General features: G+C 73.1%; 13 protein-coding genes and 1 pseudogene. 8 read left to right on the top strand and 6 right to left on the bottom strand.

The genetic code is table 11. The features are described 5' to 3' along the window. Positions 1-85: 85 nt before the first annotated feature. Both KGS77_RS04010 and KGS77_RS04005 read left to right on the top strand, forming a co-directional pair. Complete coding sequence (locus KGS77_RS04010) at positions 86-1,480, top strand: hemolysin family protein (RefSeq protein WP_242578713.1); 1,395 nt, start codon at positions 86-88, stop codon at positions 1,478-1,480. Then, positions 1,477-2,612, top strand: a pseudogene (locus KGS77_RS04005) (hemolysin family protein). The gene KGS77_RS04010 and the pseudogene KGS77_RS04005 overlap by 4 nt, the downstream one beginning before the upstream one ends. Before the next feature lie 267 nt (positions 2,613-2,879). On the opposite strand, the gene KGS77_RS04000 reads toward KGS77_RS04005, so the two are convergent. Next, positions 2,880-4,805 carry an AAA family ATPase gene (locus KGS77_RS04000; protein WP_242578712.1) on the bottom strand — a complete coding sequence of 642 codons (1,926 nt, stop codon included), beginning with the start codon at positions 4,803-4,805 and terminating at the stop codon, positions 2,880-2,882. A 462-nt stretch (positions 4,806-5,267) separates the two neighbouring features. After that, the gene (locus KGS77_RS03995) at positions 5,268-5,840 is read right to left on the bottom strand and encodes a hypothetical protein (RefSeq protein WP_242587281.1); all 573 of its coding nucleotides are present in this window, start codon (positions 5,838-5,840) and stop codon (positions 5,268-5,270) included. A gap of 306 nt (positions 5,841-6,146) precedes the next feature. On the opposite strand from KGS77_RS03995, the gene KGS77_RS03990 reads away from it, so the two are divergent. From KGS77_RS03990 to KGS77_RS03965, 6 genes are all read left to right on the top strand, one after another. Beyond that, on the top strand, positions 6,147-7,553 hold the full coding sequence (locus KGS77_RS03990) for a peptidase C39 family protein (protein ID WP_242578711.1): 1,407 nt from the start codon (positions 6,147-6,149) through the stop codon (positions 7,551-7,553). A gap of 169 nt (positions 7,554-7,722) precedes the next feature. Then, positions 7,723-8,136 carry a nuclear transport factor 2 family protein gene (locus KGS77_RS03985; RefSeq protein ID WP_242578710.1) on the top strand — a complete coding sequence of 138 codons (414 nt, stop codon included), beginning with the start codon at positions 7,723-7,725 and terminating at the stop codon, positions 8,134-8,136. 505 nt (positions 8,137-8,641) lie between these two features. After that, the gene (locus KGS77_RS03980) at positions 8,642-9,682 is read left to right on the top strand and encodes a hypothetical protein (protein WP_242578709.1); all 1,041 of its coding nucleotides are present in this window, start codon (positions 8,642-8,644) and stop codon (positions 9,680-9,682) included. 110 nt (positions 9,683-9,792) lie between these two features. Beyond that, positions 9,793-11,298, top strand: a complete 1,506-nt coding sequence (locus KGS77_RS03975; RefSeq protein WP_242578708.1) for an amino acid permease — start codon at positions 9,793-9,795, stop codon at positions 11,296-11,298. Further along, a complete protein-coding gene (locus KGS77_RS03970) occupies positions 11,298-12,797 on the top strand; it encodes a glutamine synthetase family protein (RefSeq protein WP_242578707.1) in 1,500 nt (499 codons plus the stop codon). Before KGS77_RS03975 ends, KGS77_RS03970 begins: the two co-directional genes overlap by 1 nt. Before the next feature lie 221 nt (positions 12,798-13,018). Continuing rightward, positions 13,019-13,432 carry a DUF2795 domain-containing protein gene (locus KGS77_RS03965; protein ID WP_242578706.1) on the top strand — a complete coding sequence of 138 codons (414 nt, stop codon included), beginning with the start codon at positions 13,019-13,021 and terminating at the stop codon, positions 13,430-13,432. A gap of 55 nt (positions 13,433-13,487) precedes the next feature. On the opposite strand, the gene KGS77_RS03960 is transcribed toward KGS77_RS03965, so the two are convergent. The 4 genes from KGS77_RS03960 to KGS77_RS03945 form a co-directional block, all read right to left on the bottom strand. Then, complete coding sequence (locus KGS77_RS03960) at positions 13,488-14,183, bottom strand: HAD family hydrolase (protein WP_242578705.1); 696 nt, start codon at positions 14,181-14,183, stop codon at positions 13,488-13,490. A gap of 16 nt (positions 14,184-14,199) precedes the next feature. After that, positions 14,200-15,096, bottom strand: a complete 897-nt coding sequence (locus KGS77_RS03955) for a phosphatase PAP2 family protein (protein WP_347404432.1) — start codon at positions 15,094-15,096, stop codon at positions 14,200-14,202. Between the two features lie 92 nt (positions 15,097-15,188). Next, positions 15,189-16,124, bottom strand: a complete 936-nt coding sequence (locus KGS77_RS03950; protein WP_242578704.1) for a M56 family metallopeptidase — start codon at positions 16,122-16,124, stop codon at positions 15,189-15,191. Between the two features lie 178 nt (positions 16,125-16,302). Further along, positions 16,303-16,959, bottom strand: coding sequence for a DUF5134 domain-containing protein (locus tag KGS77_RS03945; protein WP_242578703.1), 657 nt, complete (start codon positions 16,957-16,959; stop codon positions 16,303-16,305). Positions 16,960-17,043 lie beyond the last annotated feature (84 nt).

The following is a 17,043-nucleotide window of genomic DNA, read 5'->3' as shown; positions in this document are numbered from 1 at the left end:
ACGGATCGTCCGGTAGTACCTGCGCCGCCCCTCCGCAGGAGCCGTCGGCCCCGACGGACTCCGCGCACCCGACGGAGGCGGCGGTATGACAGTCAGCCTGCTGCTGCTCGCGGCGGCATTCGTCCTGATCCTGGCCAACGGTTTCTTCGTGGCCGCGGAATTCGGACTGGTGACGGTGGAGAAGCCCGAGGCCGAGCGGGCCGCGGCCGAGGGCGACCGGCGCGCCGGTTCCGTCGTCTCCGCCCTGCGCGAGCTCTCCTTCCAGCTCTCCGGCACCCAGCTCGGCATCACCATCACCTCCCTGGTGGTCGGCATGCTCGCCGAGCCCGCGCTGGCCCATGTGCTGGCCGGGCCGCTGACGGCCACCGGCCTGCCCGCCGGCGCCGTACCCGGTGTCGCCGTCGTCATCGGCATGCTGGCGGCCTCCGCCGTCCAGATGGTCGTCGGCGAGCTGGTGCCCAAGAACTGGGCGGTCTCCAGACCGCTCCAGGTGGCGCGCTTCGTCGCCGCCCCGCAAAACGCCTTCTCCCGCTTCTTCCGGCCGGTCATCACGCTGCTGAACACCGTCGCCAACCGTCTCGTACGGGCGCTGGGCGTGGAACCGACCGACGAGCTGGCCTCGGCCCGTACGCCCGGGGAGCTGGTCTCCCTCGCCCGGCACTCCGCCCGGGCCGGCGCCATCGAACAGGACACCGCCGACCTGTTCGTACGGACCCTCTCCCTCGGCGGACTGACCGCGCAGCACGTGATGACCCCGCGGGTACGGGTCAGCGCCCTCCAGGCCACGGCCACCGCCGAGGACGTCGTCAACCTCACCCGGGCCACCGGCCTGTCCCGCTTCCCCGTCTACCACTCACGGATCGACGAGGTCGTGGGCATGGTCCACCTCAAGGACGCGCTGGCCGTACCGGCACACGAGCGGCTGCGCACCGCCGTCGCGCGGATCGCCGTCGCACCGCTGCTGGTCCCCGAGACGCTGCCCGTACAGCCGCTGCTGGAGCGGCTGCGCGACGAGCAGCCGATCGCGGTCGTGGTGGACGAGTACGGCGGCACGGCCGGCGTGGTCACCCTGGAGGACATCGTCGAGGAACTGGTCGGCGAGGTCCGCGACGAACACGACCGCGTGGACCTGCCGGAACTGGGCCCGGCCCCGCCCGAGGACGGCCGCCCGGCCTGGGACGCCGACGGCGGCTGCCGGGTGGACGTGCTGCGGCGGATCGGCCTGGAGGCGCCGGACGGCCCGTACGAGACGGTGGCGGGCCTGATGGCCCACATACTCGGGCGCATCCCCGCGCCCGGAGACACCGCCGAGCTCGACGGCTGGCGACTGCGGGTCCGGCTGGTCTCCCACCACCGCGCGGAGCGGATACGGATCCTGCGGATGGCGGGCGCGCCGGGCGCGAGCGCGGTGGGCCCGCAGCACGACGCGGCCCCCGTCGCCGGGGTGCCGGTCGTGGCCGGGACGGAGGGGACCCGATGAGCCTGTTGCAACTCCTGTTCGCGGCGCTGCTGGTCCTGGCCAACGCCTTCTTCGTGGGCGCCGAGTTCGCCCTGGTGTCCGTACGGCGCAGCCAGATCGAACCGCTGGCCACCGAAGGGTCCAAGCGGGCCCGCAAGGTGCTGCACGGGCTGGAGAACCTGCCGCGGATGATGGCAGCCGCCCAGTTCGGCATCACCGTCTGCTCCCTGACGCTGGGCGCCGTGGCGGAACCGACCGTGGCCCGCCTCCTGGAGCCGGTCTTCCACGCCGTGCACCTCCCCGAGCCGCTGATCCACCCCCTGGGGTACGTCATCGCGCTGGCCGTGGTGGTCTTCCTCCACCTGGTCATCGGCGAAATGGTGCCCAAGAACCTGGCGATGGCGGCCCCGAGAAGACCGCGCTGTGGTTCAGCCCCGGCCTGGTCGCCTTCGCCCGGCTGTGCCGGCCGGTCACCGCCCTGCTGGGCGCCTGCGCGCGCGGCATCCTGCGGCTGTTCCGCGTCGAGCCCAAGGACGAGGTCGAGGCGGTCTTCACCAGCGAACAGCTCACCCACCTGGTCGAGGACTCCGGACAGGCCGGGCTGCTCGCCCCGGCCGAGCAGGAACGCCTCTCCGACGCCCTGGAACTGGGCAGCCGCCCGGTCACGGACGTCCTGCTCGACCCGGCGGGCCTGGTCACGGTCGGGCCCTCGGCCACCCCGCGCCAGATCGAGGAACTGACCGTACGCACCGGCTACTCCCGCTTCCCGGTCTGCGCGCCCGGCGGCGCGTACATGGGCTATCTGCACGTCAAGGACGTGCTGGACCTGGAGGAGCGGGACCGGGCGGTGCCGCAGCAGGTCTGGCACCCGATGGCCACACTGCGGGCCGAACTCCCCCTGGACGACGCCCTGACGGCGATGCGCCGGGCCGCCTCCCACCTGGCGGCCGTCGCCGACGCCGGCGGCCGGGTCCTGGGCCTGGTCGCCCTGGAGGACGTCCTGGAGATGCTGGTCGGCGAGGTCCGCGACCCCGCCCACCGCCGCAGCGCCACAGTGGTCCCCACGCGCCGGAGCACGCCCCCCGGCGACCGCGTCACCGAGCCCCGCGGCGAGCCCGAGGTACCGGCACCGGACCGGGCCCTGGCAGGGTGAGCGCCACGCCAGGGTGAGCAGGCGCGTACGGAAGACACCGAGGTGCGGGAGGCGCCGACGTGCGGAAGGCGCCGACGTGCGGAAGGCGCCACCCCTCCGCTGCGACGCCGACCGCACGGCGGAGCGTCTCTCCCCGTACCGGGCGCACGGGGAGACCCGGCAACGCGGCGTGGGGCGCCTCCCGGCGGTAGCCGGTGGAGCGGCGCGCCGGGGACGCCCTGCGCGGTGGCTGGGGGCGCGCGGCAGATCTCGTGGTGCCGGCAGGTCCTAGAGGTCCGGGCCGCGCTGTGGTCCCTGGCTGTCCGGGCCGGGGGTGGGGCCGCGGCCGGAGAGGACCTCGCCGTAGGCCTGCATCAGGTCGGGCAGGCGCAGGGTGGCCAGGTCATCGCGGGCCGGGGTGCCGGGCCAGGTGGACAGCCGCAGGTCGCGGTAGGCGCAGCTCTTTTCGTACAGGGTGCGCAGGAAGCGGCCGTTGCCCAGTTCGTCGATCCAGCCCTGGTCGACGACGTGGCCGCTGATGCTGCGCAGCTCCTCCAGGGACTCCTCGTCCCAGTGGTCGCCGTTCTCGGCGGCCAGTACCTCGCCGATGGCGGTCAGCTCCGGGGGGCGGTAGCTGGGGAAGTCCACGCGGGTGGTGAAGCGGGAGGAGAGGCCGGGGTTGGCGGCCAGCAGGCGGTCCATGCCCTCGGGGTAGCCGGCGAGGATGACCACCAGCCGGTCGCGGTTGTCCTCGGCGCGTTTGAGGAGGACTTGGAGTGCCTCGTCGCCGTACGCGTCGCCCTTGCTGTAGCCGGAGTTGGACAGGCTGTACGCCTCGTCGACGAACAGTACGCCGCCCAGCGCGGAGTCGATCAGCTCGTTGGCCTTGACGGCGGTCTGGCCGAGGAACTCGCCGACCAGGTCCGAGCGCTGGGCCTCGACGAGGTGGTCGCCACCCAGCAGGCCGAGGGCGTAGAAGACCCGGCCGAGTATGCGGGCAACGGTGGTCTTGCCGGTGCCGGAGGGGCCGGAGAAGACGAAGTGTCGTTTCGGCGGCTGCACCGGCAGGCCCTGGCCCGCCCGCAGCCGGGCCATCCGCAACTGTGCCGACAACGCCCTGACCTGGCGCTTGACCGGTTCCAGACCGACCATCCGCTCCAGTTCCGCCAGCGCCGCGGCCAGCAGGACGGGGTCGGCGGGCCCGGAGGGGAGCTGGTCGGCGCCGCGCGGGCCGGGAGGGCCGGGCGGGCCGGTCTTGCGCCGTACGGCCGTGCCGGGGTCCGCCGGGGAGCCGCCCGCCAGGTCCGGCTGCGGCCCCTCGGGGTCCGTCGTCGCCAGCAGCTCACGGCCGTCCACGGGGTCCAGGGGCGAGAGCGGGTCGAGGTCGCCGCCCGCCTCCTGGCCCAGGCCCGAGGCGGAGACGGCGGCGAGGTCCGCGCCCTCCTCCAGGCCGTCGCCCTCGGCGATGGCCGCCAGGCGTGCGGCGGTGTCCATGAACGCCGGGTCGACGCGGTGCACGGCGCGGTACAGCGGCAGGGCGGCGGCGCTGCGGCCGGTGCCCTCGTGGGCGCGTGCGAGCCAGTAGCGCAGCTCCTTGCGCTGCGGCTGCTCGCTGCGGCAGCGCATCAGGGCCGCCGACAGCAGCGGCTCGGCCTGCCCGTACATCTCCAGGCGTACCCGGGCCATCCCGCCGAACAGTCCCGACTCGATGCCCAGCAGCGGGTCGTCGAGCAGCGGCTCGGTGTGGCGTACGAGCTGGTCCCAGTCCTTGACGAGGTAGGCGCGGCAGGCGTGCAGGAAACGTACCTGCGGGTCGGTGTCCACGGGCGGGCAGCCGGCCAGTGCCTGGTCCAGCTCTGCCACGTGGCGGCCGTCCAGCCAGTGGGAGGCGTGCGCCAGCAGCAGGTCCCGGCCGGTCTCCAGCACGGGCTGGACCCACCAGCCCAGCCAGTACCAGGAGTTGAGGGTGCGGCGGTGGCGGTTGCGCTGCTCGCCGAAACGGGCGCGGTGCTGATGCATCCTCAGCAGCGCGGTGGTGGTGTCCGCGCGCAGCGCGTGCAGGCCCAGCCACGCGTCGGCCATCGACGGATCCATGCGTACGGCGGCCCGGAACTCCTCCTCCGCCTGCGCGTACGCGCCCACGGTGTAGGCGTCGACCGCGCGCAGCCAGGCGAGTTCGGCCGGGGCGTGTGTGCCCTGCGTGCCGAAATCCATCACGTCCCCCACAAAACGTCCCCCGTGGTGTGCCGCCGGGCGGGTGCCTGGCCGCAGTGTCCGAACCGGCGGGAGGGGGAGGGGAGTTGCCCGCACTCCCGGGCCCGACGGTCCACGTTCTTCGGTGGCACGGACTCGCATCGTACCTGCGGCGGCGGTGTCGGCCGAAGAGGGGCGCACGAGGGAAGAAACGCCGCGGCGGCGCGAAGGGGGCGGTGACCCAGGGTGAGGGTTCGGCGGCGGGGGACCGGTCCAACGGCACCCGGCACAGAACGAAGCCCCCGATCACGGGGAACAACCGGGGGCTTCGCGTCTGCGGGCGGTCCGTCAGAACCGCACATTGAGAACGTAAGTCCTGTCCGCCCCCCAGGTCAAGCGAAGTTGGAGCACTTGATGGCAGCCGGGCGAGGACGGCCCGTACACCGGCCGCGCTCCGTCACGCACGGTGACGAGCTGGGGAGATCATTCCCTTCCGGCGGGCCCCATCCGTACCTCGTATCCCATCTCCCGCTGGAGCACCAGCAGATCGGCGTACGGACGGGACGGATCCGCCGCGAAGTGCCGGCGTTCCGATGGAATCCAGCCATTCCAGAACGCGGACTGCTCCGGGCCGTCCCGGAGCCGTCCCCTTTCCCAGGAGCGTTCGCCGGTCAGTTCCATCCACATCAGGCACGTCAGATACGGGCGCAGGGCCCGGCGGCCGGCACCGACGCCTTCCAGGAGGACGACGGGCGCGGGCGCCAGCTCCCGGTGGGCGGTGAACGCGCGGCGCACCCAGTCGTATACGCCGTAGCACGCGTGCTCGCCACGGCTCAGCGGCTCCAACACCTGTTCGCGCAGCCGGTCCGTCCAGGCGAACAGCTCGTCATGGGTGGCGATGTCGTCGAGGTGCACCACGGGTGCGCCGCCGAGGGCCGTGGCCAGGTGCCGGGCGAAGGTGCTCTTGCCCGAGCCCGCGTGCCCGTCGACGGCGACCAGGCGCACCGGGCCGCAGGAGGGCGGCAGGGCGCGCAGGCGGGCGGCGAGGCGGGCCAGGCCGGTGGGGCCGGCCGGAGCGGGCCGGCCGGTCGGGGCGTCCGGGCCGGTCGGGGCGTCCGGGCCGGTCGGGGCGTCCGGGCCGGTCGGAGCGGGTTCGTTGGGCACGGCGTCAGCGTACGACAGTGGTCCACACCAATATTCCTGGCGCGACGCGCGCCCGACCGCTGGCCGAAGCCCGTGCCGAGCGGAGATAGTTGTGCCACTGCCGACACGCGCGCCGACCGATGTACCGAACGCCGGCCCCGAACTTCAGTTCTCCATGCCCGTACCCGAGTGATCGCACCCGACTGGGGGATCTCCGCCATGACCAGATCCGCGCCCCGGCGTACCGTCCTGGCCGCCGCCCTCGCCGCCGCCGCGGGGGTGGCCGCCCCTCTGGCACACGCCTCGCCCGGCCCCCGCAGGGACACGCCCGGCGCCGCTACTCCCGCCCAGGCCGCAGCCGAGGGCCCCTCCGCCGCCCGCGCGCCGAAGGAAACCGTCGAGTACCACGGCTGGACCACCCTCGCCGAATGGAAACAGGGCACCGCGCAGGGCACCCGCGCCGAAGGCGGGGTGCGCCCCGGTATCGTCATCGACCGGCCCGCCGGCACGCAGGAGTACCGCGACCCGCACACCGGCCGTACCGCCTCCTGGGAGTACGCCACCTGGACGGGGCCGGTCCACAAGCTGAAGGTGCCCGCGACCGAGGCCGTCGTCTCCTGGAACGCCCGGACGCCGGCCGGCACCTGGATCGCCGTGGAACTGCGCGGCACCTACAGCGACGGGACCCAGACCCCGTGGTACGTCATGGGCCGGTGGGCGGCGGGGGACGGCGACATCCGCCGTACGTCCGTGGACGGCCAGAAGGACGGCAAGAGCAGCATCTCCACCGACACCTTCGCGATCGACAGCCCCGCGGGCGGACTGCGGCTGGCCTCCTACGAGCTGCGGCTGACCCTCTACCGCAAGCCGGGCAGCACGCTCACCCCCACGGTCTGGCGGGTGGGCGCCATGGGCTCGGACGTGCCCGACCGCTTCGAGGTGCCCGCCTCCAAGCCCGGCGCCGGGGCCGGCCGCGAACTGGCCGTACCGCGCTATTCGCAGGAGATCCACAAGGGCCAGTACCCGGAGTACGACAACGGGGGAGAGGCGTGGTGCAGCCCCACCTCCTCCCAGATGATCATCGAGTACTGGGGCCGCAAGCCGACCCGCGAGGACCTGGCCTGGGTCAATCCGTCCTACGCCGACCCGCAGGTCTGCCACGCCGCCCGCTTCACCTACGACTACCAGTACCAGGGCTGCGGCAACTGGCCCTTCAACGCCGCCTACGCGGCCACCTACCGGGACATGCAGGGCGTCATCACCCGGCTGCGGAGCCTGTCGGAGGTCGAACGGCTCATCCAGGCGGGCATCCCCGTCATCACCTCCCAGTCGTTCCTGAAGACCGAGCTGGACGGTGCCGGCTACGGGACGGCCGGGCACCTGATGACCGTCATCGGCTTCACCAAGAGCGGCGACATCATCGCCAACGACCCGGCCTCGCCGAGCAACGCCGCCGTCCGGCGCGTCTACAAGCGCCGGCAGTGGGAGAACATCTGGCTGCGCACCAAGCGCAAGAACGCCGAGGGCAAGGTCGTCAGCGGCACCGGCGGCATCTGCTACCTGTACTTCCCCGCCGCCGTCACCGCCGCCCAGCGCACCGCCCTGGCCGCGGTCGGCATCTCCTGACGCACTGCCCTGCCCGACGTACCGCCCTGATGCCCTGCCCGACGTACCGCCTTGACGCCCTGCCCGACGTACCACCCTGACGCGCCGCCCCGACGCGCCACTCGGACGTACCGCACAGCTCACCGCCGGTGGGCTGTGCCCCGGCAGGCGCGCAACTACGGTTGCCCCCATGGCGAATTCACCACGGCATCCGAACGTCGACATCGCCGTCCGCTACCACCGGGCCGTCGCCCGGGGAGCCACCGGCGACGAGCTCGCCCGGTTCTTCCACCGTGACGCGGTCCACCGCGAGCTGCCCAACGCCCTTTTCCCGGACGGCGCCGTCCGCGGCCTGCCCGACATCCTCAAGGCGTCGGAGCAGGGCAGGCGAAGCCTGAGTGAACAGCACTTCGAGGTGGTCAACGCGGTGGCGGCGGGCGATCAGGTCGCCTTGGAGGTCACCTGGACGGGGACGCTCGCAGTCCCGTTGGGCGGCCTTCCCGCGGGTCACGTGCTGCGCGCCCACATCGCGGCCTTCCTCGAATTCCGCGACGGAAAGATCATCGCCCAGCGGAACTACGACTGCTACGAACGGCTGAAGTGAGGCTGTGTGTCGTGGGATGCGGTGGATTGTCCGGAGTTCACCGGGAGTTGGGGGAGAGGTGAAAGTTTCTCCATCAACCTCCCGGTAGGCGTGCGGGGTTGGCGGACATCGGGAGCGTCTGTCAAGTCGGGGTAAAGCTACGCCCGTTGGCCGAAAAAAATCAAGAACTAGACCAACCGCCCCCGCGTCGCGTATTCCTTACCGGTGCAGCCCTCACACCACCTACCGGTACAGCCTTCACCACCGTGGCAACGCGGTGGGCCGCGCGGTGGCCGCCGACCGCAAGCCTGTCCCGACCGAGGATTCCGATGACGTTCAGCTCGGAGGCACTGCCCGCGTGTCTCCCTCCCGGCGCACGTGTCCGACCGTACGCGGCGGCCTGCCCGCACCCCGGCGCCGTACGCGGCACGGCCCGTGACCGCCCACGGACGGCGTCACCGGCGCGGACGGCGGTACGGGCGGCGGTACGGGCAGCGGTGGCGGTGCCGCGCGGCGGAGCGATGTGATGCGGGGCAGACGGACGCCCGCCGGCGGCGAGGAGTTCCGGCCGGTCTTCCACCCGGCCGGGTTCGACACCGAACTGCGCATGGCTTTGGAGGACCTGCGGGTGGGGCGCTGGATGTCCACCCGCGACCTGCTGGCCCGTACGAGCACGCACTGGCCGCTGCGCACCTCCCGCTCGCAGGTGCTGGCGGCTGCCGCCGCCAAGTCGCAGGTGGTGCAGACCTGGCTGGCGGAGGAGCCGGACAGCGCCGACGCGCAGATGATGCGGGCCCGGGTCGCGGTGTCGCGGGCGGTCCAGGCCCACGGCCAGCGGCACGAGAGCGCCGCCCGGATGGCCCAGGAGGCGCGGCACGTCAGCCGGATCGCCACCCAGCGCGCCCCCGACGACCCGGTGCCGTGGCTGTGTCTGCTCACCCTGGCCCAGCTCGACGTGCGCCGGGAACGGCCCGAGCACCAGCAGCGCCCGTGGGAGCCGATGCTGCCGGCCGGCCCCTGGGGGCTGCTGTACGAGATCTACGTACGCGACCGGTACAACCGCGAGGCGTACCACCGCATGCTGCAGTTCTTCCACGCGCTCCTGGGCACCTCGCACGCCTCGGCCATCGACTTCTCCCGCTGGGTGGTCTCCTGGGCCCCCGAGCAGTCACCGCTGCGCGTGCTGCCCCTGTACGCCTGCGCGGAGTACTACCACCGCCGGCGCACGCAAGGAGGCATCGACCCGCTGCTGGGCCGGCAGTGGGCGCGGGAGCCGGTCATCCACGACATCGACCGGGCGCTGAGCTGGTTCGCCCATACGGAACCGGGCGGGCAGTCGGTCCTGGACCTGAACCACCTGGCACACGCGCTGTGGGCGGGGGAACGTTTCGCCGACGCCGCGCGCGTGTTCACCGCGCTCGGGCCGTACGTCACCCGCCTGCCCTGGGCCTACATGACCGAGGGCCCGGGTCCGGGTGACCCGGAGGCGGCGACCGAGGTGTTCCTGCGGGCCCGTACCCAGTGCCTGACGGCGTACTCCGGCGGCGCACCCCGCGCCGGACCGTGAGGCCCGCGCGCCGAGCGCCCCCTTGTTCCCCTCGCTCCCCCTCGCCCGCCCCTCTAGGTGTTTGCGCAATCGGAGGTTCCCTGGTGTCCCGTGCGACACGATCCGGACGTGTGTCCCAGCACGCCCACGGTCTGAAGTCCGACGACGAGTTCCTGCGCGAACTCGGCTACAAACCGGTGCTCACCCGCCGCATGGGACCGTTCGGCAACTTCGCCATCAGTTTCAGCGTCATCTCGGTCCTGTCCGGATGCATGACGCTCTACGGCTTCGGCCTGAACACCGGCGGCCCCGCCGTGATGATCTGGGGCTGGCTCGCCGTCGGCTTCATGGTGCTGTTCGTCGGCGCCGGACTGGCCGAGGTCACCAGCGCCTACCCGACCTCCGGCGCGCTGTACTACATGGCGGACCAGCTCGGCGGCCGGCGCTGGGGCTGGTACACCGGCTGGCTCAACCTGCTGGGCCTGCTCGGCGCCATCGCCAGCGTCGACTACGGCGCGGCCCAGTTCGTCGGCGCGTTCTGCAACCTCCAGTGGGGCTTCGAACCCACCCCGGGCGCGACCATGGTGATCTACCTGGTCATCCTGTGCCTGCACGCGACGCTGAACCTCTTCGGCGTCCGCCTGGTCAGCATCCTGAACTCCATCAGCGTGTGGTGGCACGTGGCGGGCGTCGCCGTCATCGTCGGCGTGCTGTGGCTGGTCCCCTCCCACCACCAGTCCGCCTCTTTCGTCTTCGGCAAGTTCGTCAACGACACCGGCTGGACCAGCTCGCTCTACGTCGTCATGATCGGCCTGCTGCTGGCGCAGTACACCTTCTGCGGGTACGACGCCTCCGCGCACCTCTCGGAGGAGACCACCCAGGCCCAGACCAGCGCCGCCCGCGGCATCATGCGCGCCATCGTCTGGTCCTGGGCCGCCGGCTTCGTACTGCTCACCGGCCTCACCTTCGCCATCCAGAACTACGCCGGCACCCAGGGCACCGCCACCAACGTGCCGCCCGCGCAGATCTTCCTCGACGCGCTGGGTGTCGGCGGCGCCAAGGCGCTGCTGCTGATCGTCATCGTCGCCCAGCTCTTCTGCGGCAACGCCGGGGTCGCCGCCGCCTCGCGGATGGTGTTCGCCTTCAGCCGGGACGGCGCGCTGCCCGGCTCCCGGCTGTGGCGCCGGGTCTCCAGCCGTACGGGCACGCCCACCCGCGCGGTCGTCCTGGCCGTCGTGGTCGCCGCCGTGCTCGCCGTCCCCTCCCTGTACTCCCCGACCGCGTACTCCGCCGTGACCTCGATCAACGTCATCGGCATCACCCCCGCCTACGCCATCCCGATCTTCCTGCGGCTCAAGGCCGGCGACCGCTTCCGGCCCGGCCCCTGGAACCTCGGCCGCTGGGGCGTGCCGGTCGGCTGGATCGCCGTGGTGTGGGTCGCCTTCGTGACGCTGCTGTTCTGCCTGCCGCAGAGCAGCCCGATATCCCTGGATTCCTTCAACTACGCGCCCGTGGCCCTGGTCGCGGTCCTCGCACTGGCCAGCATCTGGTGGGTGGTCGCCGGACGCCGGGCGTACGAGATCCCGACGCCGGCCGACGATCCCGAGCTGGCGAAACTGGAACAGGAGATCGTCTGATGAGCGGCGGGCCGGACAACGGTGCGCGGGGTACGGAGAGCCGCGCACGGGGTACGGAGAACGGTGCGCGGGGTACGGAGAACGGCGCGGTGGCGGGTCCGGGGGTCTTCACGGAGCTTCCCCACGGCGGTTCGCGCACGGCACGGCCCGGCGGGCCGCTGGGCCTGGAAGGGCTGCGGCAGGAGGTCGCGGCCGGCCGGGTCGACACCGTACGCGTCGCCGTCACCGACGCCCAGGGCCGTCTGAAGGGCAAGCTGTACGACGCCCGGCACTTCCTGGACCAGGTCGCGGGCGACGGCACCGACATGTGCGCGTACATCCTGGCGACCGATGTGGACATGCGCCCCCTGGACGGCTTCGCGCTCACCTCCTGGGCGACCGGCTACCAGGACCTGCGGGTGCAGCCCGACCTGTCCACCGTGCGGCTGCTGCCGTGGCAGCCGGGCACCGCCCTGGTCCACGCGGACGCCGTCGGACCCGACGGCCGGCCGGTGGCGGTGGCGCCCCGGCAGATGCTCCGCGGTGCCCTGGCCCGTCTCGCCGAGCGGGGCCTGAGCGTCAAGGCGGGCCTGGAGACCGAGTTCGTGCTGTACAAGGGCAGCTACGCCGACGCGGCGCAGGCCGGCTACCACGGTCTGCGCGCGGTGACCGAGGAGAACCTCGACTACGCCCTGGACCACGACCCGTGCCAGGACGCGTACATGCGCCGGCTCGCCGTCGCGCTGGCCGGCGCCGGACTGCCGGTCGAGGCGGTCAAGACCGAGTCGGCGCCCGGCCAGATCGAGGTGACCTTCCCGTACGGCGACGCGCTGGCGGCCTGCGACGGCCATCCGCTCTTCAAGCACGCGGCACGCACCGTGGGCGCCCGGGCGGGGCTGGCCCCGACCTTCATGGCCGCCCCGGAAACGGGCCTGGCCAACGGCTTCCACCTGCATGTCTCCCTCTGGCGGGACGACCGCCCGGTCCTCGCCGACGAGCAGGGAAACCCCTCCGCCACGGCCCGGTACGCGATCGCCGGACTCCTGGACGGGCTGCCGCAGCTCACCCCGCTCTACGCCCCCACCACCAACTCCTACAAGCGCTTCGTGCCCGACTCCTTCGCCCCCACCCGGCTCACCTGGGGGATGGACAACCGGACGTGCGCGGTACGGGTGGTCGGCCACGGGGACGGGCTGCACCTGGAGGTACGGGTGCCCGGCGCGGACGCCAACCCCTACCTGGCGCTCGCCGCCGCCCTCGCCGCGATCACCCACGGCCTGGACCGCCGTACCCCGCCCCCGGACCCGTACACGGACAACGCCTACCGGGCCGAGGACGCGCCGCAGATCCCCGTCACGCTCGACCACGCGCTGGACGCCTTCCGCCGCAGCGCGCTGGCCCGCCAGGCGTTCGGCCCGGAGGTGGTGGACCACTACGCCCACCTCGGCAAGATCGAACTGGACACGCAGCGGCGTACGGTCACCACCGCCGAGCGCGAACGGTGGTTCTCCCGCGCCTGACGCCGGGCGCCGGACGCGGGGGGCGTGAGGTCGAGCGCCGGACACCGGGTGCGGGCTGCCGAGTGCCGGACAGCGGGCGACCGGCTGTGACGCCCGTCCGTCCGTACCACGGGGCTCCTGATGGGACCGGGTTTGACCGGTCCCATCGGGGTACCCAGGCGGGGACCCCGTGATCGCCACCCGGCCGCGAAGCCGCGACGCCGGAATGGCTGGAGGAAGACATGACCACCCAAGGGCGGAACAAGACGGGCCCGCTGCGCGACGACGAGATGAAACACGAGCTCCAGGGGGAGCTGAAGGCCAACCGGGCGATCCGGGCGGAAGAGGACCGCGAGCCCGAACCCCCGGGCGAGGACCAGCCGCAGACCGACCGCGCCCCGGACACCCCCCTGACCGGCGGCACCCCGCCCGGCATGACGCCCGAGGACGTCGAACTGCGCACCGAACTGGCGCGCCACCTGGGTCGTGCGGTCTACCCGGCCGACCGCGCCGCGGTGATCGCCGCACTGCGCGGGAACAACGCGCCGGACCGCCTGGTGGACCTGGCCGGCGGCCTCCCCGAGGGCCGGCAGTTCGCCAACGTCCAGGAGATCACCCGGGCGCTCGGCCACGGCACGGAGACACGCCGTACATAACGGAGACACGCCGTACATAGTCGTACGTAGTTGTACATAGCCGTACGCGGAGCCGTCAGCCGGCGAGGGCGAGCACCGGACGCAGGCCGTCCGGGCGCTCGTGGACCGGCAGATGGTCCACCGGCAGGAACGCGCAGCCCAGGGCCGTCGCGCCGCCGTCTGCGCGCCGGTCGTCACCGACCATGACGACGTCCTGCGGTGCCGTCCCCAGTTCCTGGCACGCGATGCCGAAGAGCCGGGGATCCGGCTTCTGGACGCCGTGTTCGAAGGAGAGGGCGTACGCGCCGACGAAGCGGTCGAGGCCGTGCGCGCGCAGGACCGGGCGCAGGTCCCAGCCGATGTTGCTCACCACGCCGATACGGACCCCGCGCCGCCACAGCGCGTCCAGGACCTCGGCGGCGTCCGGGTACGGGGACCAGGCCGACGGCGACTTGTGGCGGTCGTAGAGCACGTCGTACAACTCCGCGCGGGGCAGCGGGACCTGGCGCGCCAGAGAGGTGTACAGCTCGCGGTGGTGATCGCCCGTACGGTCGCGGATCTCCCACAGCCCGGCCAGCTCGGGCGGTATCCGTACGGGCGAGGAGCCGCCCGGCAGCGCCCCCGCCCGTTCCAGTTCCGCAGCGCTGCGCAGGACATCGGCCTCCTCCATGTCCGTACCGGTCTCGGCGAGGGCCGCGCGCAGCCAGGACTCGGCCGACTCGATACGCAGCAGCGTTCCGGAGAAGTCGAAGAGCACTCCCTTTACAGCCATGCGGGCCATCCTGTCATCAGGGTTCTTCGTCCGTCCTTCTGTTGCCGCGTGCGCCGGCGCGCGGGTGCGGGCGGTGGGGGTGCGGGCGGCGCGCGTGCAGGCCCGCCACCAGTGCCACCAGGGCCATGCCCAACAGCCAGCCGGCCACCACGTCCGTCAGCCAGTGCACGCCCAAGTACACCCGTGTGAAGCCGACTCCGGCCACCGACACGGCGGCGACCGCCGCCACGCCCCGCCGCCACGGGCGCGGCGCCCCGTAGAGCCGCAGCAGCCACACGGCCGTCGCGCCCGCGACCGCCGCCGTCATGGCGTGACCGGAGGGGAAGGCGGCGTAGTGGGCCGTGGCGACCGGGTCCGGCCACACCGGGCGCTCCCGGCCCACCACCGCCTTGACCGTCTGCTGCAGCGCCGCGCTCATCACTCCCGACACCGCCACCCAGGCCGCCACCGTATGCTCCCGGCGCCGCAGGAGGAACAGGAACATCAGCGCCAGTACGGCACGCATCGTCCACGGATCCCAGAACCAGTCCGAGAGCACCCGCGCGGTCCGCGTCCAGCCGGGACCGGCGACCGCCGTGCGGTGCAGTCCGTCCGCGACGGCCGTGTCCAGGGCCATCAGGGGAGCCCAGCGCAGGACCACGAGTACGAGCAGCAGCGCGACGAGCGCCGCGAGCCCGGCGGCGGCCCACAGGCAGGCGGCGTACGAGGGGATGAGCCGGCCGTCGGATCTGTCGGGACCGCCGGGGCTGTTGGGGGTGGTGTTCCTGCCAGGGGTGTTGAGGCCGCCGGGGTGGTTGCGGCCACCGGGGTCACGGTGGGAGGTACGGGTCGCGGTTCCCGGGAAGGCGCGGGAGCCGGACATGCGCGACGTACGTGGATCGGAGCGCGGACGGGAGCGCGACATCGGTGCCATGTACCGATCGTCGCCGATCGGATGAGCCACGGCCACGTCGGTGCGCCGCAGGCCGGCGACCACCGGTCGCCGGCCGCCGGCCACGCCGGGCCTCACGCCAGCGCGCTGAGCCCCGGGATGAAGGTGACGAGGAGCGGAACCGCCGGTACCAGGGCCGCGATCGCGGTCATCCGCAGCCGCCGGCCCCGGGTGAGCCGGGGCGCCGGCTCCAGCAGACGGTGCACCCGCTGCGGGACTTCCGCGCACTGGGCGGGGCAGGGCCCGAACACCCCACGGTCCTCGTTGAGTTCGACCAGCGCCAGGGCGATCGCCAGCCGCCCGAAGCGGCGCGAGGCCATGTCGTCGGCCGCCAGCTCCACCAGCCGGTGCACCTGGTCGCGGAAGGCCGCGAAGACCGGCACCTGCGGGAAGCCGACGGCCAGCGCCGAGGCGCAGTACAGGAGGAGGTCGTGCCGGGCCCGGGCGTGTCCCTGCTCGTGCGCGATCAGCGCGTCGAGCTGACGCCCTTTCAGGCGGCGCAACGCGGCGGTGGTGATGGCCAGTTGAGGAGCGGCACCGGGCAGCCACCACGCCTGCGGGCGGTCGCCCTCCAGTACGACCAGACGCTCACCGCCGCGCTCCTCACCCGGCAGCCGGGGCGAGCGCAACAGCAGATCCGCGCGCCGCTGCCGCCGCCTGGCCCGCGTACGGCGCACCTCACGGGTGAGCATCGCGGCCGTCCACGCCCCGCCGCAGGCCAGCAGGACGGCCAGCGGCCCGGCCCACGGCTCGTACGTCTTGAGTGCGTAGGCGTCGACGACGGCACTGGGCGCGGGTCCGAAGACGGGGCTGCGCACGGACTCCCACGCGGCGGCGGCACTCAGGGCCATCGCCAGCACACAGCACAGCAGTACGGCCGCGACCACGCACTGCCACACCCACAGGGCGAGCACCGGCTCACGGTCGGGCCAGTCGGCACGGGCCATCAGGCGCGGCGCCATCGCCGCGGCCAGCGCGCCGAGCGTCATCAGCGCGAGAGTGACCATCATGGCGTCAGCCTATGAGCGCGCCGCTACCCATAGGTACGCCCCCGCGCCGGAAGTGACGTATACCACCACCGTTACGGCCGTGGAACCCGTGCCCGCGACCGCCGTTGCGGCGGCTCTTGCGACCGCCGCGGTGACCGCTGTGGCGACCACCGTGACGGTCGGCGCCACGGCCGCCGTCTCACAGCGTCAGGAGCATGGCGAACATGCCGATGCCCATGGCGACCCGGCACGCGCCGATCACTTCCGGCCGGGCGGTCCGCACCCCGCACACGACGGCGCCGCCCCTTCCTCCACGGGCACCCGCCTCCGTACACGCTCCCGCTGCCGTACGGGCTCCCGCTCCCGTATCCAGGACCGTCTCCGCCCCGGCCGGCGTCAGACGCAGGCCGGCGGCGACGGCGAACACGGCGTAATAGGCGAGGAGCAGCCCGGTCAGTACGGGGAGTCCGCCCGGAGTGCCCGGTGCCGCGGACGAGGACACGTGCGCCACCGGGTGTCCCGTGTGCCCGGCGCCGCCGGCGGCCGGTCCGGTGCCCATGGCCAGTGCCATGTAGACCATCGCCGAGGCACCCACCAGATGGTGGGGGTGCCGGCGCAGCACCGACCACAGGCCCGCCGCGCCGAAGACCACCGTGAAAGCCCAGGGCGACCACGCCGGCAGGGTCACGGCGGAGGCGGGCAGTGCCATCGCCGCCATGCCCAGCCCCATAAGCGCCTCGCCGCGGGCCTCCCGGCGCTGTTCCGGGGTGCCCGTACGCGCCCGGGACAGGCAGTACGCGCCCGCGGCGGCACACAGCAGCACCAGCGGCCAGCCGAGCCACGGCGGTCCGTGCACGGGGCACCTCCCCAAGAGCCCGTACGCCTGCGACGCCCGAACGCCATCAACGCCCGTACGCCGTCAACGCGCGTACGTCGGCAG

This window comes from Streptomyces sp. MST-110588 (genome assembly GCF_022695595.1).
Taxonomy (GTDB): domain Bacteria; phylum Actinomycetota; class Actinomycetes; order Streptomycetales; family Streptomycetaceae; genus Streptomyces.
This window is presented reverse-complemented; position numbering and strand designations above follow the sequence as displayed.